Below are 20,186 nucleotides of genomic sequence, written 5' to 3'. Positions count from 1 at the left end.
TTGTCCTTCTATGCGCCAACTAATCGTTTGACAATAGCGTGCTGCCAGCGGTAAGGCAGTGCTGCAATTAAACGAATGATCCAAGTAAATACCGCAGGAAAATATATGCTCTGCTTACCTTTGGCCAGTCCTTGCCTGATCGCCAAAGAGGCTTGCTCGACGGTAATGATCATCGGCATAGGAAAGGTATTTTTATCGGTCAAAGGTGTAGTGACAAAACCCGGGAAGATGGTCGTAACCTCTACCCCCTTGGCTTGCCAATCTAATCGTAACGTTCGAGCCAAGTAGTTGACCGCCGCTTTTGAAGCACCATAAGCTTCCGCTCTTGGCAGGGGAAGCTCACTGGCGATAGAGCCAACAAAAGCCACTCGATGTCCCTGAGTTAGATAAGGTTGAATGCCCTCAATGCAGTGCGCAATACCCAGTACATTAACCTCAAAAACGCGGCCTAATAATGCAGAGTCCATGACGCCATCATCAATGTATTCACAACTTCCGGCATTGAGAATCCAAAGGGTTGGAACCACCGTCAAAGAAGATAAAGCGTTGAGTGTGGCATGACGATCAGTGACATCGGCAATCAGAATTTCAATCGTGGGATACTCGGCTTGTAATGTTTGCAATGCCGTCAAATTACGCCCACAAGCAATCACCGACCAACCTTGTTGAGCATAATCTTTAGCAAGCTGCAAACCTATGCCTGAACTGGCTCCGGTGATCAAGACACCATTCATTGGCCTAACCTCCGTTTCACCGCGCGAACTAAGCTACCCAGCAGCGGTAATTGCTCGTAGAGCATTTCACCTAAATCAAAATAATCTCGATGATAAATGACTTTATCGTCTTGAAACTTAATCTGGCTCATACCCTGAACATCAATCACTCGACCACTGGCAAGCTTAGGATGCTGTAAGTGCATCGTCCAGACGAGAAAAGCCGTTTGTTCAATTTGATGTTGTTCATGAATAGTAAATTCACATCGCTGCACATTCTGATAAAGGTTAACAAAGTACTGATGTAAGCTTTCTAGACCTTCAATACGGTGTGCAGCGTCAGCGAAAACCACGTGTTGATGGTAAATTTCAGGCAAACGATGCAAAGTATGCTTGCTGAGCTGACAGTAGAATTGACCAACCGTTTGAACATCCATGTGGAACCTCGTAGTTATACAAAATAATTTTTCGTACAATATAATGATAAGATAGTGCATTTTATAAAGTTGTACAAAAAAAATTTTGTACAACTTTATAAAAATGAGATACGACATGAAGAGATAAAACGATCAATCGATAAAAAAGAAAAACCAGCCCGAAGGCTGGTTAATGAATGATAAATAATGGATTATGAGTTACGTAATGCGGCAATACGTTTATCTAACGGTGGATGGCTCATCAATAGCTCCATAACCGTACGCTTACCGTTAATACCAAACGCCATCATCGACCCCTCTAACTGCGACTCGTGACTCATTTTCAAACGCTCTAAAGCGGCAATCATTTTGTGTTTACCCACTAGTTGAGCAGCGCCTGCATCCGCATGAAATTCACGATGGCGGCTATACCACATAGTGATAAAGCTGGCTAAGAAACCAAACACCAATTCCAAAGCCATAGAGACACCAAAGTAAACCATCATATTGCTACCTTGCCCTTCATCTGAGTTGCGAGAAGAAACAATATTAGCGATAAAACGCGATAGGAATATCACGAAGGTATTCACCACGCCTTGCATCAATGTCATGGTTACCATGTCACCATTAGCAATATGGCTTACCTCATGGGCTAATACCGCTTCTGCTTCATCACGAGTCATGTTGTGCAATAGACCGGTCGATACAGCGACTAACGAGTCGTTACGCTTGGCACCTGTAGCAAATGCGTTCATATCAGGAGCATCATAAATCGCCACGGTCGGCATACCAATACCCGCTTGCTGCGCTTGACGCTCGACGGTTTGCAGTAACCAATGTTCCATCTCATTGCGTGGCGTTTCAATGACTCTGCCTCCTACCGAGCGCAGAGCCATACTTTTTGACATAAGAAGTGAAATAAATGAACCACCAAAACCAAATACCGCTGCCAAAACTAGCAAGCCAGACAAACTACCATGCTGAATGCCTGTTGTTGCATAAACGATATTCAGAACAACACTGAGCACCAGCACAACGGCTAGGTTGGTTGCTAAGAATAAAAATACTCGCTTCATTACTTCTCTCCAAATAGGATGTTTTGATTAATTGTACCGATGATATATCAGTCAACTTTTACTTTTATATAGAGATAGTGTTATCGATTTAATATTCAAGGTTAAGTGCTAAATTGCAACATTTAATGTCCGAGAAATTAACCAACAGATCCGATCAGTAAAAAGTTAGACTTTGGTCTTATTGAGGGGCGTAGTTAAAGCGATTAGATTGATCTAAGTCAATGGCTATAAGCAAACTATTTGCAGATTCAGCTAAAAAGCGGATATATCACAGCAAGCAAAGGAAACTACCACCATGGCCGAAGTCAATAGCTACCAAATGGCAATCGATTTACTGTGTTGTCATCTAGGATTAACCGTTGAAGAAGCAAAACAGCAATTGGGCATTACCACTCAGCCAACCATGCAAACACCAGTCAGTGATATCCAACAATCGTTACTCGGTCTATCACAAGATAAATAAGATTGAGAACCATCAAAAAATGAACGTTCTCAAAAAAGCCGCCATTTAAACCCATGGCGGCTTTTTTATGTTCAACAGAAAAACATCCTTCAACCGAAGTGTTAAGCTTTTGCTTGCCACTCATTACGTAGTGCTTTTGCTGCAAGCACCAAGTTGTTTAATGCCGCTTCCACCTCTGGCCAATTACGCGTTTTTAAGCCACAGTCCGGATTAACCCACAAACGTTCAACCGGAATTTTTTCCGCCGCCTTACGGAGTAAACCTTCTATCCATTGTTGTGAAGGAATATTAGGGGAATGAATATCATACACACCAGGGCCAATCGCATTCGGGTAATTAAATACCTCAAATGCTTTAAGCAATTCCATATTAGAACGTGAGGTTTCGATGGTAATCACATCGGCGTCTAACGCAGCGACAGAATCAATAATTTCGTTAAATTCGCTGTAGCACATATGAGTATGGATCTGTGTTTCTGGGCGCGCCACCGCCGCAGAGATCTTAAAAGCCTCCACAGCCCACTGTAAATACGCTTGGTGATCGCGCTTTTTCAGCGGCAAACCTTCACGAATCGCTGGCTCATCAATCTGAATAATATTGATGCCCGCATCTTGCAGATCAGCAACTTCATCACGTAAAGCCAGTGCTAATTGCTGAGCAATGTGCTGACGAGAAATATCTTCTCGTGGGAATGTCCAACATAAAATGGTCACAGGCCCAGTTAACATCCCTTTCATTTGCTTGCTGGTTAATGACTGAGCATAAATCGACCAACCTACTGTGATTGGCTGCTCTCTTTCAATATCGGCCACTACGATTGCTGGCTTAACGCAGCGCGAGCCATAACTCTGTACCCAACCAAATTGCGTGGTTTGAAAGCCAGCGAGGTTTTCCGCAAAATATTCCACCATGTCATTACGTTCAGCTTCACCATGTACTAATACATCTAAACCTAATGCTTCCTGACGCTGCACCGCATCGGCGATATGCCCTTTAAGCGCTTGCTCGTATTGATCTTGAGTTAATTTACCTTGTCGATAAGCACTACGCTCAGCGCGGATATCGCCCGTTTGTGGGAAAGAACCAATCGTCGTCGTCGGTAATAATGGTAAACCTAATACTTCTTGCTGATGATGGGCTCGCTCACTGTATGGTGCACTGCGCTCTGCCAGTGCTTGGCTAATATTCTGTAAACGTGTTTGCACTTGAGGCTTATTAACATGCAGGGCACTTTTTCGCGCGACAATTGGTAAGCTGTAAGTATCGCAAGCTAAGATCGCCGCTTGATCGCCATCGAGCGCTTTCGCGAGTAAAGCCACTTCGGTAATTTTTTGCTTGGCAAAAGCAAACCAGCTGCGCACCTCCGCTGATAGAGTTGACTCTAAGTCCAAATCCACCGGACTGTGTAATAAAGAGCAAGAACTGGCCAACCAGAGCCTGTCACCCAATTGTTCTTTTACGGGTTGTAATGACGTTAATAATGCGGCTAAATCTGCACGCCATACATTACGACCATTAATCACCCCTGCCGATAACACCCAATCTTGAGGTAACTTCTCAACCACGCTATTTAACTGTTGAGGCGCGGCTGAAAGATCGATGTGCAAACCATTGACCGGTAATTCAATAATGTTATCTAAGCTATCAACCACCGAATCAAAGTACGTGGTGAGTAACAGTTTCACCTCTCCTTGCAGAACTTGATAAGCTAATTTAAACGCATCTTGCCATTTTTGCTCTAACTCAAGGGCTAAAATCGGTTCATCAATTTGTACCCACGTCACGCCCTGCTTGGCTAATTTAGCCAAAATAGCTTGATACGCCGTTAATAGTCTTGGTAATAAGCTTAGGCGATCAAATCCTTCTTCGACCTCTTTACCTAAATACAAGTAGCTTAATGGCCCTAGCAACACGGGTTTAACTTGATGACCAGCTTTAATCGCTTCATTAACTTCATCAAACAGCTGCGGCCAACTGACTTCAAAACTATCATCAGCACTAAACTCTGGCACAATATAGTGGTAATTGGTATTAAACCACTTGGTCATATCCGAGGCGGCGCTGCCACTGCAGCCACAGCTATTTTGCGATTGACCACGACCGACACGAAATAAGGTATCCAGATCAGGCGAACCATCACGATGGCGCTTAGGCACATGACCAAGTAACAAGGTGGTCGTTAACACATGATCATACCAAGCAAAATCGCCAGCCGTGACAAAACTTAATCCTGCATCTTTTTGCCATTGCCAGTTTTGTTGTCGAATGTCACTGCCTAGCTGTTGCAATTGATTTTGCGTTATCTCACCTCGCCAGTATTGCTCTAAAGCGAATTTCAGTTGACGTTTTTCACCGATACGTGGGTAGCCGAGAATATGTGTTGTCGTTGCCATGGTTGTTATCCTTTTATAATTCATTTTTGCAGACATCCATCGCACCAAAGATGTCCGGATGTCCAAACTATCTCGCTAATCCATGGCCGGTACAATCGCCAATTATTCAACTTGTTTATTAAATAAATTCATGTTGATGTTCGATAACTTCACTTCTTTAAATGCCAAATAGCCATCTAGATGTTTACAGCTCCAAAAAAACAACGTAAGTTAAATAGCAATAGACCAGAATAAAGATAAAACGATGACGGTGACGCATGATAGAACTTAAACATTTAAAAACCTTAGTGTCGCTACGTGAGACAGGATCGCTAACCGCAACAGCGACGAGTCTCCACTTAACGCAATCGGCTCTATCGCATCAAATTAAAGATCTCGAAGCACGAATTGGTGGGCAACTTTTTTTGCGTAAAACGCGTCCTGTGCGCTTTACCTCTGAAGGAGATATTTTATTGAAAGTCGCCGATGAAATACTGCCGAGACTGGCGAAAGCCGAAAATGAACTGGCTAGTCTAAAAGAAGACGTTAATGGCCGATTACACATGGCGATTGAGTGTCATTCATGCTTTCAATGGTTGATGCCTGCGCTACGTGAATATCAAGTTGCTTGGCCGAGCGTTACTCTCGATTTTTCTTCTGGTTTTGGCTTTGAGCCCCTCCCTGCATTGCTGGCTGGAGAGCTTGATTTAGTGATCACATCAGATATTCTTCCTCGCTCTGAAGTGCATTATGAGCCGCTGTTTGATTTTGAAATGCGCTTGATCACGGCAACCACTCATCCATTAGCAGAGAAAACCTCGATTAGTGCGCACGATTTAGCCGACCAAACCATGCTGAGCTATCCGGTACAAAAACAGCGCTTGGATGTCGTAAAGCACTTTTTACAACCGGCAGGTATTGAACCCGCAAAATGGAAACAAGCCGATAACACTCTGATGTTGGTGCAGATGGTCTCTGCAGGATTAGGAGTAGCAACATTGCCAAATTGGGCGATCAGTGAGTTTTCACGTCAAGGGTTGATCACCAGTAAGCCGCTAGGCGATGGCTTGTGGCGCAGGCTATTTGCGGCAACTCGTAATAGTGAAAAAAACAAACATTACTTACAAGCCTTCTTCGCTATTGCTCGCCAACAATGCAAAAGCCACCTTGAGGGGGTCAAGATGGCTTAAAAATCAATAGGCATCGTAAAGTTAGACCGCTTTAAACTGGTTGGTGAGAGGGTCGTACCTAAAACCTAAGTTTTGCAGCTTACCAACCACATGTTCTTCATTCATCTCATACATTGAGACCAATTCACCCAAGCTATCACATTCAAGCCGCAGCTTCTCATTTACAATACCGAGTAAAATGGCATCATCAAGACGGCTCACATTGCTTAAATCCATCATCATGCTCCTCTATCGCCATACGCCCTATTAATAAGCTTAGTCGTAATTAGTCGAATGGAAAGTGAGCCGTCTCTCGAAACACAGTCAATTACAGGTAAAGATGATGAAAACCCGTAGCCGCAGCCAAAATCAACGTTTGGGCAAGGATCAATTGTCCTTTGCTCACAGGCTTAACCAATAATAAATGCCAACACCAAACCACAATACCTATCACTAGTAATGAAAAACTTATCAATAAAGGTTGAGTCAATGCGGAGAGAGATTGCGTATCAAGTTGATAGGAATAAGGAACAATACAGAGTGTGGCGATCATCGCCGACAAAATTCCCATCACTGGCAATAGACGATGAAAGGCTTGTAAACGCGTACGAGCAATAGTTAATAACAGGTGCCCTAATAACGCGCCTAATAAAAATATCAGGCTGAGCAGAGATAAGCTTGCAGACCAATTAACCGTTTCAGTGATCAAAATAGCGACGAAGGCTAATGCTAAACCATCAGCCAGATACATCACCCACAACGGCCCCTCTTGACGTGTTTTTTTAGTTTGCACTTGCGAGTAAAAATAAAGCAAAGCAAATACGACTAAAAATGCCTCAACTTTTAATGATGCAACCGCAACCCATAAAATAGCCAGCACAGGCAGCACTTTATGTATTCGCCCCCGTTGCCCAGGACAAATATCGCCTTTGACCAACACGAGGGTCAACAACACTTGTGCGCCCAATAACATAGGAGCCATCACACTCAATAGGGAATAAAGCATAAATTCTTCGTTACATAATGAAAAACGGATGGGGATGATAACAAAAGCGTCACACCTCTGCCTACCTCGATTTTAATATTGACAGTCATATCATTCTTATTGATTCGATTCGTTATTCTCATCGAGGATCATAAATATCTAGCACCATCATGAACGACTTCTTGTTTATAGTACGGAAAAAATCAAGAGGTCACTATGAACACACGAATAATGGCTGGGTTAGTTTCCCTTTCTTTACTGGGTTGTGTCTCTCACCACCCTACTACACCTTTACAAGCCGATCAGCGATGGGTAACGGGTCAATTAGATAATGGCTTAACCTATCATCTGTACCCTGATCATCATCAACCCGTTTCCATTCGTTTTTATATCCATACAGGGTCGCTACAAGAAAGTCCTGAACAATCCGGCTACGCGCATTTCGTCGAACATATGGCTTTTAATGGCAGTATCCATTACCAACATAATGATGTGATTAAGATGGTGCAGCAGACCGGAGCCAGTTTTGGGGCCGACCTGAATGCATTTACTAGCTACAAAGAAACCGTCTATAGCCTCGATTTGCCGGATAACCTAGCGATAGACAAAGCATTACTCTGGTTTAGAGATATTGCCGACGGTCTACATTTTACGCCGCAAGAAGTTGAAAAAGAAAAAGGCGTGATCATGGGTGAATTTCGTTATCGAATAAGTGACGATAAACCATTTGAACAAAAATTTTATGAGCAATTAATCGCAAAAACGATTTATGCTCAACATGACGTATTAGGAACGCGAGATAGTGTTCAACAAGCGACTCCTGAACGCCTAAAAACCTTTTATCAAACGTGGTATCAACCTCAATTAACAGAAATTGTCATTACGGGTAATGTCACTCTCGAACAAGGTGAAAAATGGATACAAGAGTACTTTGCTGACTGGCAGGCTGGTGAAACACGTCGCCCAGTTCTTCCAAGTCAAACAAAATTGGATACACAAGATTTTATTGATTACGTCGCGACTGGTGAACACCCAAGTTTTTCTCTGTTAATCGATCGTGGAGAACATCGTATTACCAATCACGAACAGTTAATTAATCATCGTCTAGATAATATTGCTGAACAACTCATCTCTTATCGACTTGCTGCCGAGTTTAATCAAGCCGCACAAGTTCATACTCAATTACATACGATCAGTTATCGTATACTTGATCAACGCTATTCTCTGATCAGTGTGGCTTTTCCTTACCAACAAAGAGGCATGGTCACCGACCTTACCTTATCGACATTGTCGTCACTCCGTGATTTTGGCGTCAGCGAGCAAGAGCTACAGGCGGTACTTCATTCGTACCAAGATGACCTCCTGTATGCGACTCAAAACAAGCATAATCGGTTACCCCCTGAACATGCGAATGATCGAGTTTGGGCTATCTCTAACCAAGAGGTACTACAAAGTGACCTCGATTTTCAGTATGGTCTAAAACAGTTACTCAGCAAAGCTTCTGTTGAAGAGGTCAATCGTCACTTAAAACAGTTACTGCGTAGTGATGCCACCATAATTATTGGTGCTGATCGACAAGAAACTTTATCCAAACTCACCAATCAACGAGATCATATACAAAAAACCAAGCAACGCCGTGGGATAAAAACTGAAATAGCCGACATTAATCCTGCATTGTATCAACCGATACAACAAGGAGAGATTATTAGCTCACAGTCTATCCACACCGACCCTGATATTGTTCATTGGCAATTAGAAAATGGTGTAGATGCTTATTTATTAAGAACATATAGTGGGAAAAAAAAGCTGCAACTTTTTTACTCTAGCTTAGGTGGCTACGCTGCTTTACCCAATGACCTATTTTATGCAACCGATATTTCACCGACCGTTCTGATGCAATCGGGTTTGGGTGACATGAATGGAGCACAAACGGACAGCTACTTGAAACGCAAAAACATGTCGATGGCAACCTTTATTGATACCACCTCACACTGGTTAAGATTGGAAATGAATCAAAAGGATTTAGATGAAGGGTTCGCCATGATTCACCAGTTCTCTACACGGCCAAATCTTGATCTCATAAAACTGGATACGACCAATCAGCAACACAGAGCTAACTTAAGTCAGTTTGTGGCGACGCCCCTTGGTCAACTCATTAAAGCCGTTAGCCATGATTCTTATAATCCGAGCAGTGCTCATTGGTTTAGGGATACTCAAGATCAACCGATTCCGACGGCAGATCAAGTCATGCAAGTGCATCAACAACTCTTTCAGCAAGGTAACTTTACTTTGGTTATCGTTGGCGATGTGACACCCTCGACCATCACTCCCTTATTACGTCAATATATTGCTAATATTCCACTAGCGCCATCGCAACCACTTAGACTTACTGCGGACTATTCAACCTCCATCAGTTCACAATTAGAATTACCGATAAATACAGACAACCACACTCTGATTGTTCATCGTTATATTGCTGCTGATTCCTCAGTCAAAAGCGCAAAAACCGTGTTCCTAGAAGACATGCTCTATCGCTTAGCGACACAAAGATTATTAGCCAACATTAGAGAAAATAAAGGGTTGGATTATACCCCTGAGGTTATCCCACTCAATAAGGATAGTGAACCGAGTTCTGATTGGTCATTTATTACCACCATTGATTCCGCTTATGTTGAGCAAACACAACAAGCTGTTCAGGAAGTTATCGAGAGTTTAACGCAGCATATCAGCCAAGAAGAAGTACAAACTGTCGCGAAACAACTCATCGTAGATTTAAAACCATTACAAGATAGACCAGAACAAATGGCATCAATGCTTAGCCGTTACCTTATTCATGGTTATGGTATTGAAGCTCTAATGAATATCGAAGATACGGCGAATAGCATTCGTGCTGAAGAGATGCAGCATCGAGCAAAGCAAATGTTTGGTGATACAAGTATCAAGCAAATCAGCATAATGACACCTAAACAGAGCGGTTAATCTATTGCTCTAAGGCAAAGCTGCTCTAAACCGAGATACCCAAACGACGTACTAAAGCACTCAAGTCGATTATGGGTATTTTAGGATAAAGAATGGGCCATAACGCCATAGCTAATTACAAACACGGTTGTCTTTCTGCTAAATGCAGCAAGACATCCGCTTGTGTTAGTAAACCTTTATACTTCTCACCATCCACCAAAACCCAAGGAAAGGGGGTTTCGTTACTGATTAATTCCGAGATTTTATCTTGTTTGGTATCCGCATTGAGTTGAGTAAAATGGATTTGCATTAACTGATTAACAGGTCGTCGCCAAATCGCGGCTTCACGCATCGTTTCCAGCTCAGTCCCCATCGTTGGGGTTAAGTGCAAATTTAACGTCTCTCTTAGCACAATTCCAACACAAACCCCTTTATTGATAACCGGTAGTGCGTCAGTTTGTGTCACTTTAAAATACTTGTCGACTAAAGAGAGGGGCTCACTCGGATCAAGATGCGGTTTACCTTTAAATAAATGGATTAAGCTGGTTTTCTTTTGTTGTTGATCAGGTTCAGTATCGATTGTAACTAAATTTCGACGATAATTTTTCGCTTGATGTAATAATGTAAAAGGCAATGGTTTAGAAAAGAAATAGCCTTGCATATAATCGACGCCCAATGACTTTAATACCATCACTTCTTGTTCAGTTTCGACCCCTTCTGCAACAACCTTAATCCCTAGACTATGACATAATCCAATGATCATATTTACTATTTTGCATTTATTACTACCAAGCTGAATATCAGTAACAAACTCACGATCGATTTTTAAATAATCAAAATGACAATCACTTAAATAAGTAAACGAAGAATATCCAGTACCAAAATCATCAATCGCAACGGTCACACCTTGTTCACGTAGTGATTTTAATGCGTTAGCTTGCTTTGACTGGCTATCGAAATAAGCACTTTCTGTTAATTCTATCGTAATTGATTGTGGGCTATCGGTGTGATTTTCTATCATTTCTAAGGTATTGGTTAATATTTGCACCGCATCCATTTTGCTATTAAAAGAGCGATTAATGGTTAATCCGATATGTTGCCCAAATAACATCTTAATCTTAGGTAAAGCTTGTAAAGAGAGAATACCGACCGTTCTATCTAACTCGCTGATCAAGTTAAGATCCTCAGCAATACTGATCATTTCTTGAGTCGTGAATGCATTATCCTTAGTCGGTTTAAAACGGCATAACGCTTCAAACTTTACGATTTCCCAAGTTTTGGTATCGACAATCGGCTGATAATGTACCTCGAGATCTCTTTCAGAAATCGCTTTGCTCACTAAATCCTCTAAAGATTTTCGACGCTTAACTTGTTGATGTATCTCACTGTGATAGAAACTAATCGTTTTCGATTCACCAGCATGTTGCTCAAGCATCGCCTGCATGGCATGAGTGACCATTCTCGATGACGTTTTGGCATCGAGCCCCATGATAGAGACACCAATTCGCCCGCGAATCACTGCATTGTGTATACTAGGTTCACGTTTTAATTCATACATAAAACGCCTTATAGCATCCTGAATATGCCTAAAATCGCTACTCTTTATACATGAAGAGCAAGATAAACAAACCGTGTAAATCCCTTTGCCTAAATAACCAACGACTTTAACTTCTTCACATTGGGTTAGAAAGCTCGATAATATCAACATTTCTGCATGATGTTGCTCGATTGAGAAACTGGGTTGAAAAGCTAAAACAATTAATGTTGTATCATCTTGATGATCTTGATAATAAAGTTCTAATAGTTCTTTAAATTTTTCTTCTATCGGTAATTGAGTCAGAAGGTCAATATGACCTAATGACTTTTCTGCCACACTCTCTAATTGATTTTCAAGATTAAGTGTCATTCCTAAAAAGAACACACGTCCATCTTGCAATTTTATTTTCTGAATCGTTAATTCTTGAGGGGCAACCTTACCTGATGCTCGACGATTTAAAATAGCACCACTCCAATAGCCATGATGATGAATATGTTGCCACATAGATTGGAAAAACTCGTTGGAGTGCTTATTCGCATTAAAAACACTTGCTTTTTTACCCAGTAATTCGTGTTGTTTAAAGCCTGAATGTTGTTCGAAGTAACGGTTACATGCCAATACCTGGGTTTGTTCATCAGTTAAAATCAAACCATGATGCGGATTATCAAAGACGCCTTCAAAAAGGTGAGCTAACTCTTTTAAGGAATCTAGTTGAATTAACGGTGTTATCGAACCTTTCAATGAGTCCGCTGATGCTCGTTCAATACAAAATTCGACATAAGTTAATGCCTGATTAGGGATCACTAAACTACAACTAAAGTAATGAATGGCCCCCGTTTCTATCACAAACTTAAAACAACGCTTCATTTCTGCTGCTTTATTGGGTGTCATATGACGCAGAAAATCTTTAATGTGAGTAAAAGAATGTTGTGTATCAAGTAGATCATTGATAACTCGTTGATCACAAGAAAATTGATGAGTCTTGAGGTCGAGTGACCAGTTGATGGAGCGATACCCTGCTTCAGATAACCTTTGTTTCTGCGCCCGCTCCCGAGAATCCATTTCCATCACCATCGCTCCCACTCAAGATAATTACTGATTGTTCTGTAACACTCTACCCAATCAGTCAACTGAACGCAGTAAATACAAACACAGAATTATATTATAGGGCAAGTCATAGGAAGACACTGTGAATAACAGATAACGGCTTGAATTTTATGCTCCATGATGGCAAATACAGAGAAAAAGATAAAGTTCAACATGCCCTAGATACTACTGATACAAGTCGTTATAATGCGCGGCTCATCTATCAGAGGTTAAAATATGCACAGCAAGATCACTCCTATCCATCACTACAAAAAATACTGGGCTGAATGTTTTGGAACGGCACCCTTTCTTCCTACCAGTAAGCAAGAGATGGATGCGCTAGGATGGGATAGCTGCGATATTATTATTGTCACTGGCGATGCGTATGTTGATCATCCCAGTTTTGGGATGGCGATCATTGGCCGCTTACTAGAAGCGCAAGGTTTTCGGGTCGGTATCATTGCACAGCCTGAATGGCATAATAAAGAGGCTTTTATGGCCCTCGGTAAGCCAAATCTCTTTTTTGGCATCACCGCAGGCAATATGGACTCGATGATTAACCGCTACACCTCTGATAAAAAGCTGCGCCATGATGATGCCTATACGCCAAATAATAAAGGTGGTAAGCGTCCTGATCGCGCCACGTTAGTCTATTCTCAACGCTGCCGAGAAGCTTATAAAGATGTCCCATTAGTCTTAGGTGGTATTGAAGCGAGCTTACGCCGCGTTGCTCATTATGATTATTGGTCTGATAAAGTTCGTCGCTCGGTGCTGTTCGATTCCAAAGCAGATATTTTGTTGTTTGGTAACGCCGAGCGTGCTTTAGTCGAAGTCGCCCATCGTTTGGCTAATGGCGACGCTATCACTGAGATGACCAATATCCGCGGCACGGCGGTTATCCTTCCTGCAGCACCCGAACATTACACGATCATTGACTCTTCACGGATTGAAAAACCGGGTAAAGCGTTTGTACCGATAAACCCTTATGCAGTAGAAACCCAGTGTGAGACTAATCAGGAAAAAGAAGCCGAAGCCAAGCCAATCACCATTCGCCCTTCTCGTCACGATGCAGCGACGACAGCCGTGCGCTTACCAGCCTTCGAAAAACTGAATAATGACCGGATATTATACGCCCATGCGAGCCGCGTATTGCATTTAGAAACCAATCCCTATTCGGGACGTGCATTAATTCAGCGCCATGGTGATCGTGAATTGTGGGTCAACCAAGCCCCAATCCCACTCACCACCGAAGAGATGGATTACGTATTTGGATTAAATTACGCCCGAGTGCCTCATCCTCAATACGGCCAAGCAAAAATCCCCGCTTACGACATGATCAAGACCTCAGTAAATATCATGCGTGGCTGCTTTGGGGGGTGTTCATTTTGCTCAATTACTGAGCATGAAGGACGAATTATTCAAAACCGCTCAAAAGAGTCAATCCTCCATGAGATGGAAGAAATTCGCGATAAAGTGCCAGGATTTACTGGGACGATCTCCGATTTAGGAGGTCCAACCGCCAATATGTACCGTTTGGGTTGTAGCGATCCTAAAGCAGAAATGAACTGTCGTCGTCCATCGTGTGTTTTTCCGGGTATTTGCCATAAACTCAATACTGATCATAAACATACCATTGATCTTTATCGTGAAGCGCGCAAGGTAAAGGGCATCAAAAAAGTGATGATTGCTTCTGGTGTACGCTATGATTTAGCAATTGAATCTCCAGAGTATGTCCGTGAACTGGTCACTCACCACGTTGGCGGTTATCTAAAAATTGCTCCTGAACATACCGAAAAGAACCCGCTCGATCTGATGATGAAACCGGGTATGGGCACCTATAACCGTTTTAAAGAGATGTTTGAGAAATACAGTGCGGAAGCGGGTAAAAAACAGTATTTAATCCCTTACTTTATTTCTGCTCATCCAGGTACCGAGGATGAGGACATGCTCAACCTTGCGCTGTGGTTAAAGTCTAATAACTATCAATGTGATCAGGTACAAAACTTCTACCCATCACCGATGTGTAACGCGACAGCAATGTATTACTCAGAAACCAACCCATTAAAACGAGTCAAATACAAAAAACGGGAAGAGGTTACTGTCGCTAAAGGTGAGCGCCAACGTCGATTGCATAAAGCATTACTACGTTACCATGATCCGCTTAACTGGCCTTTGATCCGTGAAGCTCTGATTAACATGGGCAAGAAACATTTAATCGGAGACAAAGCAACCTGTTTAGTACCCGCTGATGATGTTGACGCTCGCACTCCTGCGCAACGACGTAAGTCGGGACGCCACGGTGCCAATCGGTTTGCCACCAAGCATACCAATACCCAACCTGGATTTGATGCACTGCGCAGCAATACCAAACCTCATGCGGCTAAAAAAACATCATCGCCTAAAGGGAAAAGCCACACCACCAAACCAACCGCTAAATCCGCTCGCCCTTAATCGCTTAGCTTATATTGGATATAAAAAACTCAGGCAAACCGCCTGAGTTTTTTTATTAAAGGAGAGAGAATTAAACAATAAACTTGTTCATCACTGCCTCTTGACGACGAACATCTTCAAGCTGCTCTTGCATCTGTTGGTTTGATTGGCTCGCGGTATCCGATACTTGTACCGATAAGTCTTTAATTTTCACCGTATTCGTATTAATTTCTTCAGCAACCAAGCTTTGCTCTTCAGCCGCCGACGCGATTTGCATATTCATATCACTAATTTGCTGAATCGCTTGACGGATACGCAATAAAGCATCATTGGCTTCGCTCGCCTTGGCGACAGTTTCTGTTGCCGTGTCTTTACTTTGTCTCATCGCTCCAGCGACTGAGCTTGATCCCACTTGCAGTTGTTCGATCATACTGCGAATCTCAGTGGTCGATTGTTGCGTTCGTTGGGCAAGTGTACGCACTTCATCGGCCACAACCGCAAAACCACGACCTGATTCTCCGGCTCGCGCTGCTTCAATCGCGGCATTCAAGGCCAATAGGTTAGTTTGATCGGCAATATCATTAATGACTTTTAAAATAGTCTCGATGTTTGAGGTCGCACTTTCTAATTGCTTGACCTCTTCTACTGCTTGATCGATACGTAACGCTAGGGAATTAATCGCTTCTGTGGTGTGTGATACCACTTCAGAGCCTTGCTCCGTGGCGTTATCTGCTTCTTGCGCAGCTGAAGCTGCGCCTTGCGCATTACCAGCCACATTCATTGCTGTCGCGGCCATTTCATTCATTGCCGTTGCCAACTGCTCCACCTCATGCATTTGACTTTGCATTGCTTCGGTCGACGCTTGTAAACCGTGAGCGGTAGATTCAGTACTGTGCATGATCTGTTGACCAATCTGCTTCGACTCTTTAATCAACTGCTGTAAAGTTTCAGTAAAACGGTTAAAGCCGCTGGCTAATCGAGCAAACTCATAATCGGTATTGGTATCAAGTCGCTTAGTCAAGTCTCCCTGTCCAGAAGCAACATCTTGAATCGCATCATTGAGAGTATCTAATGGGCGCATTAAAATACGGATCACGAAAGAAAGAATTAAGGTGCTGACCACTAAAGCGAGTAACGAGTAAATTAACGCACTACGCCGTAAATCATCAACCGCAGCAAAGGCAATACTCTCATCCAGTAAAACCCCAACTGACCAAGTTTCACCGGGGATTGGTACAAAACGTAATTGATAATCTTGATTATTAATCCTCACTTCTTGTACATCACGACTGATACGTACATTCGGTAAGAAAGCCGACATCGGTTCACCATTAAAACGCGCTTCAGGGTGAGCAACGGTAGTACCATCATCAGAAACGATAAATAGATAACCCGCATCAAATAGAGAAACTTGGTTAACCAGTTCGGCAAGAGACACAAGACTAACATCAAAAAATATTGCCCCTGAAAATTGCCCACGGTAATTAACTGGTGTGGCAATCGAGATCAATATTTCTCCCGTAGCTGAATCTGCATAGGGCGCGGTAATGGTTAATTGCCCCGCATTTTTGGCATCACGATACCAAGGCCGAACTCTTGGATCCCAAGTTGCTCCCGGGTTCCAACTTGGGTCACTACCGACATAAGAGCCATCTTTATCATAGCCAAACCCGACCAAAATAAAGCTTTTCGCTAAAGCCCTCTGGCGAAGCACATCGGCGACACTTCGAGGATCAATATCAACCTGAACCAGCTCTGTAACATACTGTGCTAACGCTTTACTACCACTGAGATCTTTACTCACCGTATTGCGTACCCCACTAACAATTTCATCGACGCTGCTATTCACTTGAGTTTCAATCTCAGAGCGCATAGTAAAATACTGTTGCGTCGACAAAAGTGTCAGCGTCAAAAGTAGCATCACGGATGACGCTGCGACTACTTTATGACTGAATTTCATGGTTTATCCCTCAAAGCAAACTATTTTCATGCATGGTTGTGCATGCTCACGTCCTTAATTGTTTGGGTCAGAAAAAGGGATTATCGCAACGTGGCGTTGCTCGAATCGGTTTCACTCCAACTCACTAAGGTTTGCTAAGCCATTTACACCAAACCAACTCCATTTTTTTATGCACTAAGTATGAACCAAGATCTGCCATTGTGCTGAACAAAACATCGATTATTATCAAATTTATCAAGAATAAAAAACCGCAGTCAGGATACGACACTCCTGACTGCGGTTTGATCGAGAGAAATAAAGCGAGTTAAGCGTATTGCTCAGCAAACTCTTGCATAAAATCGACCAGAGCTTGCACCCCCTCTAATGGCATTGCGTTGTAAATCGATGCGCGCATTCCACCAGACACTCGATGGCCTTTTAGCGAAACTAAGCCTCGAGTTTCGGCCAACGATAAAAAGGTCTCATCTAACTCAGGTTTGGCTAATTGGAAAGGCACATTCATTAATGAACGATTATCTGGATGAATGGTGTTACGATAAAAATCTGACGAGTCAATGTAGTCGTACAGCAAGGCTCCCTTCGCTCGGTTAATCTTCTCTATCGCTTGAACACCACCTTGCTGTTTGAGCCATTGAAATACTAACCCTGACAGATACCATGCAAAGGTCGGCGGTGTATTAAACATCGATTCTTGTTCGGCCAACAATTGATAGTTAAGAATACTCGGTAATACCTCATTCGCTAAACCGAGTAAATCATCACGCACAATCACAATGCAGATCCCAGCAGGCCCAATGTTCTTCTGCGCGCCAGCATAAATCACCCCATAACGAGAGACATCGATCTCACGTGATAAAATCGTCGAGGACATATCGGCCACAATCGGTTTATCGGTGATCGGTAAATCATTAATTTCAATACCATCAATCGTTTCATTAGAACAGAAATGCACGTAAGCCGAGTCTGGATCAATCGCCCATTCACTGGCTGGCCGTACCGCCGTTTTGCCTTGCTTATTGATTTTGGCGTCAAAGACATCGACACGACAATATTTTTGGGCTTCTTTGACGGCACTCGCTGCCCAGTATCCGGCGTCAATATAGGTAGCGGTATTCGCCTTACCCAATAAGTTTAGGGGGACCGCCGCGAATTGAGCCCGAGCACCGCCATGACAGAAAAGCACCTTGTAATTATCAGGAACGTTGAGCAAATCACGTAAATCTTGTTCAGCCTGCTGCGCCACTTGAATAAAGGGCTTACTACGGTGGCTAATTTCCATCACCGAGACGCCAAGACCATTCCAGTTCACTAACTCAGCTTGCGCTTTATCCATGACGGCTTTAGGTAAGGCGGCGGGACCCGCACTAAAATTATAAATAGTGTCCGTATTCGGCTCCATGTATTGCTTGCTCCTGCTATCGAAAATGGGGAAATGATGTCAAAAATGTAACTGTACTCACCATCTCTCTCTGAAAGAGTCCATGCTGAGTGTTTTCGGTATACCACTTTTTTATAAGAAGAAACAGCTTGAACTGACTGAAGATCGGCGGTTAATTATTTTTCCATCAACTTATCCGCATTGCTTTCAGAACCGCCCCCTAAAGAGGCGGCTTAATTAAAAATCGAGACCCTCTTTATTAACGCATCAATAAGGGCATGATCAAACTGATCAGAGGTACTTGTTTACCATTATCAAATGAGACATTGCCTTGATTAATTTGCGCGTGAATTCGATACCCTTGTTCATCTTGTGTAGCCATCTCCATCATCACCAGTTCATCCATTCCTTGTTGAATAAAAGGATAATCTTGGGCAAATTGTTGAGAGACAAAATTATCAAGATGACCGGTTAAAGCTGGTAAAATCACGCTGGGGTCTTGCAAAATATCATTTGTACCTTCAGGAATCGTCAGCATCCAATTGGCCGAAAAATCACCGTCACCCACTTTAACAGCGAGTTGATTTAGACTCAGACTAAAACCTTGAGAAAATAGTGTTTCGATCAATGGTAGTGCTTGATTTAAAGCCTGTGCAGGCATGGTTGAGTAGGTTTGATATAACGCGGATAATTGCTCAAAAGCTTGACTATCAACATCCGCTAACGTGAAGTCAAACGTGGCATCATGCACTTCACCTTCATCGCTAACCACTTGATCAACCGTCAATTTATGTTGACTAGTAAAACGTTTTTTATGGGCATCCATCGATGAAGTGAATTCATAACTGCCCTGACGAACAAGCAAAAGGGATTGATGGTCACTGTCGTTAATCTCAAGTTCACCAATCGACAACGCTTGCTTACCCAGCCAAAAGCCATTTTCTTGTTTGCCATGACCTTTGGCTTCAAGTTTAGACAGTTGCATTTTTTGACCATCGATAAAATCAACCATTACCGAAGGCAAAGTTAGATCATAAGTCACTTCCCCTAAGGTAGTGACTGTGCCAGTAAGCTGAGCCGGCGTTAACGATATCCCTAAGGCTTCATTGTCCAACGGCTGGTAATGCCAGCTATCTAGCTGAATATGATAATCCGTATTGCCATTTAATTGGGTAACGGTCGTCATGGTTAATGGTAATTCGGGGTATTCTGGCAGTCTTGATTGCGCCGATAGGCTGAATAATTGATGTTGAATATCGCTGTCCACTATCCACTGTGTTGGTAAACCTTCGCTGATCAACTGTTGCCGAACTCGCTCATCGAGCACCGTAAATCGAGCTGATACGTGAGAAGAAAGATAGCCACGGTCATAATGAATTAGCTCTGCGCTTATTTGTTCATTCGTTAAATTTTCTAAACCGTGAGTAATCGCTTTCTGACCTATTTGCCCAACCGCTAAAGGCCAACACAAGACTAAAACTACCGCACCACCGATAGCCCCTATTCGTTTGATATTTTGCATAAATGACTCGATTGCTTATTATTTCAAGCAGTGTAACGCAGATGATTGATCGAGCTCAAGTGGTGCATCATTACCATAAGCGAACTCAAATACTGACGAGGTTAAGATTCTTAAACTCAGC

14 protein-coding genes are annotated in these 20,186 nt (G+C 42.7%); 4 read left to right on the top strand and 10 right to left on the bottom strand.

What is annotated here, in order from left to right; all coding sequences use genetic code 11:
* Positions 1-8 precede the first annotated feature (8 nt).
* The 3 genes from CAG58_RS05215 to htpX all read right to left on the bottom strand — a co-directional run bounded on the left by CAG58_RS05215 (position 9) and on the right by htpX (position 2,205).
* A complete protein-coding gene (locus tag CAG58_RS05215; protein WP_158143773.1) occupies positions 9-734 on the bottom strand; it encodes an SDR family NAD(P)-dependent oxidoreductase in 726 nt (241 codons plus the stop codon).
* Complete coding sequence (locus CAG58_RS05210) at positions 731-1,150, bottom strand: nuclear transport factor 2 family protein (protein WP_158138566.1); 420 nt, start codon at positions 1,148-1,150, stop codon at positions 731-733. Before CAG58_RS05210 ends, CAG58_RS05215 begins: the two co-directional genes overlap by 4 nt.
* 191 nt (positions 1,151-1,341) lie before the next feature.
* The gene (htpX, locus tag CAG58_RS05205) at positions 1,342-2,205 is read right to left on the bottom strand and encodes a protease HtpX (protein WP_158143772.1); all 864 of its coding nucleotides are present in this window, start codon (positions 2,203-2,205) and stop codon (positions 1,342-1,344) included.
* A 295-nt stretch (positions 2,206-2,500) separates the two neighbouring features.
* Here htpX and CAG58_RS16805 point away from each other — a divergent pair, with 295 nt between their 5' ends.
* On the top strand, positions 2,501-2,668 hold the full coding sequence (locus CAG58_RS16805) for a hypothetical protein (protein WP_004395053.1): 168 nt from the start codon (positions 2,501-2,503) through the stop codon (positions 2,666-2,668).
* A gap of 101 nt (positions 2,669-2,769) precedes the next feature.
* Here the strand turns inward: CAG58_RS16805 and metE are convergent, their stop codons facing one another.
* Positions 2,770-5,061 (bottom strand): 5-methyltetrahydropteroyltriglutamate--homocysteine S-methyltransferase, encoded by a 2,292-nt coding sequence (gene metE, locus CAG58_RS05200; protein WP_161426535.1) that lies wholly within the window; start codon positions 5,059-5,061, stop codon positions 2,770-2,772.
* Between the two features lie 257 nt (positions 5,062-5,318).
* On the opposite strand from metE, the gene metR reads away from it, so the two are divergent.
* Entirely contained in the window at positions 5,319-6,230 is a 912-nt protein-coding gene (gene metR / locus CAG58_RS05195) for an HTH-type transcriptional regulator MetR (protein ID WP_161426536.1), read from the top strand.
* Positions 6,231-6,251: 21 nt separating this feature from the next.
* On the opposite strand, the gene CAG58_RS05190 is transcribed toward metR, so the two are convergent.
* Both CAG58_RS05190 and CAG58_RS05185 read right to left on the bottom strand, forming a co-directional pair.
* Positions 6,252-6,446 (bottom strand): DUF4250 domain-containing protein, encoded by a 195-nt coding sequence (locus CAG58_RS05190; RefSeq protein WP_040904231.1) that lies wholly within the window; start codon positions 6,444-6,446, stop codon positions 6,252-6,254.
* Between the two features lie 91 nt (positions 6,447-6,537).
* Entirely contained in the window at positions 6,538-7,215 is a 678-nt protein-coding gene (locus CAG58_RS05185; protein ID WP_161426537.1) for a hypothetical protein, read from the bottom strand.
* A gap of 195 nt (positions 7,216-7,410) precedes the next feature.
* On the opposite strand from CAG58_RS05185, the gene CAG58_RS05180 reads away from it, so the two are divergent.
* The gene (locus CAG58_RS05180; RefSeq protein ID WP_161426538.1) at positions 7,411-10,173 is read left to right on the top strand and encodes a M16 family metallopeptidase; all 2,763 of its coding nucleotides are present in this window, start codon (positions 7,411-7,413) and stop codon (positions 10,171-10,173) included.
* A gap of 115 nt (positions 10,174-10,288) precedes the next feature.
* On the opposite strand, the gene CAG58_RS05175 is transcribed toward CAG58_RS05180, so the two are convergent.
* On the bottom strand, positions 10,289-12,757 hold the full coding sequence (locus CAG58_RS05175) for a sensor domain-containing phosphodiesterase (protein WP_237665980.1): 2,469 nt from the start codon (positions 12,755-12,757) through the stop codon (positions 10,289-10,291).
* Positions 12,758-13,012: 255 nt separating this feature from the next.
* Between CAG58_RS05175 and CAG58_RS05170 the strand changes: the two genes are divergently transcribed.
* Positions 13,013-15,226, top strand: coding sequence for a YgiQ family radical SAM protein (locus tag CAG58_RS05170; protein WP_161426540.1), 2,214 nt, complete (start codon positions 13,013-13,015; stop codon positions 15,224-15,226).
* Between the two features lie 70 nt (positions 15,227-15,296).
* On the opposite strand, the gene CAG58_RS05165 is transcribed toward CAG58_RS05170, so the two are convergent.
* The 3 genes from CAG58_RS05165 to CAG58_RS05155 all read right to left on the bottom strand — a co-directional run bounded on the left by CAG58_RS05165 (position 15,297) and on the right by CAG58_RS05155 (position 20,065).
* Positions 15,297-17,165: a methyl-accepting chemotaxis protein gene (locus tag CAG58_RS05165; protein ID WP_158138574.1), complete on the bottom strand. Its 1,869-nt coding sequence runs from the start codon at positions 17,163-17,165 to the stop codon at positions 15,297-15,299.
* A gap of 304 nt (positions 17,166-17,469) precedes the next feature.
* Complete coding sequence (gene serC, locus CAG58_RS05160; protein ID WP_161426501.1) at positions 17,470-18,564, bottom strand: 3-phosphoserine/phosphohydroxythreonine transaminase; 1,095 nt, start codon at positions 18,562-18,564, stop codon at positions 17,470-17,472.
* A gap of 238 nt (positions 18,565-18,802) precedes the next feature.
* Complete coding sequence (locus CAG58_RS05155; RefSeq protein ID WP_154167875.1) at positions 18,803-20,065, bottom strand: DUF945 family protein; 1,263 nt, start codon at positions 20,063-20,065, stop codon at positions 18,803-18,805.
* Positions 20,066-20,186 lie beyond the last annotated feature (121 nt).

Source organism: Vibrio sp. V31_P5A7T61, from assembly GCF_009904895.1.
GTDB lineage: Bacteria > Pseudomonadota > Gammaproteobacteria > Enterobacterales > Vibrionaceae > Vibrio > Vibrio metschnikovii.
This window is presented reverse-complemented; position numbering and strand designations above follow the sequence as displayed.

Bases quoted from the DNA above. Each gene is read 5' to 3' on its own strand.
- CAG58_RS05215 (WP_158143773.1), bottom strand. From the start codon at position 734: ATGAATGGTGTCTTGATCACCGGAGCCAGTTCAGGCATAGGTTTGCAG.
- CAG58_RS05210 (WP_158138566.1), bottom strand. From the start codon at position 1,150: ATGGATGTTCAAACGGTTGGTCAATTCTACTGTCAGCTCAGCAAGCAT.
- htpX (WP_158143772.1), bottom strand. From the start codon at position 2,205: ATGAAGCGAGTATTTTTATTCTTAGCAACCAACCTAGCCGTTGTGCTG.
- CAG58_RS16805 (WP_004395053.1), top strand. From the start codon at position 2,501: ATGGCCGAAGTCAATAGCTACCAAATGGCAATCGATTTACTGTGTTGT.
- metE (WP_161426535.1), bottom strand. From the start codon at position 5,061: ATGGCAACGACAACACATATTCTCGGCTACCCACGTATCGGTGAAAAA.
- metR (WP_161426536.1), top strand. From the start codon at position 5,319: ATGATAGAACTTAAACATTTAAAAACCTTAGTGTCGCTACGTGAGACA.
- CAG58_RS05190 (WP_040904231.1), bottom strand. From the start codon at position 6,446: ATGGATTTAAGCAATGTGAGCCGTCTTGATGATGCCATTTTACTCGGT.
- CAG58_RS05185 (WP_161426537.1), bottom strand. From the start codon at position 7,215: ATGCTTTATTCCCTATTGAGTGTGATGGCTCCTATGTTATTGGGCGCA.
- CAG58_RS05180 (WP_161426538.1), top strand. From the start codon at position 7,411: ATGAACACACGAATAATGGCTGGGTTAGTTTCCCTTTCTTTACTGGGT.
- CAG58_RS05175 (WP_237665980.1), bottom strand. From the start codon at position 12,757: ATGGAAATGGATTCTCGGGAGCGGGCGCAGAAACAAAGGTTATCTGAA.
- CAG58_RS05170 (WP_161426540.1), top strand. From the start codon at position 13,013: ATGCACAGCAAGATCACTCCTATCCATCACTACAAAAAATACTGGGCT.
- CAG58_RS05165 (WP_158138574.1), bottom strand. From the start codon at position 17,165: ATGAAATTCAGTCATAAAGTAGTCGCAGCGTCATCCGTGATGCTACTT.
- serC (WP_161426501.1), bottom strand. From the start codon at position 18,564: ATGGAGCCGAATACGGACACTATTTATAATTTTAGTGCGGGTCCCGCC.
- CAG58_RS05155 (WP_154167875.1), bottom strand. From the start codon at position 20,065: ATGCAAAATATCAAACGAATAGGGGCTATCGGTGGTGCGGTAGTTTTA.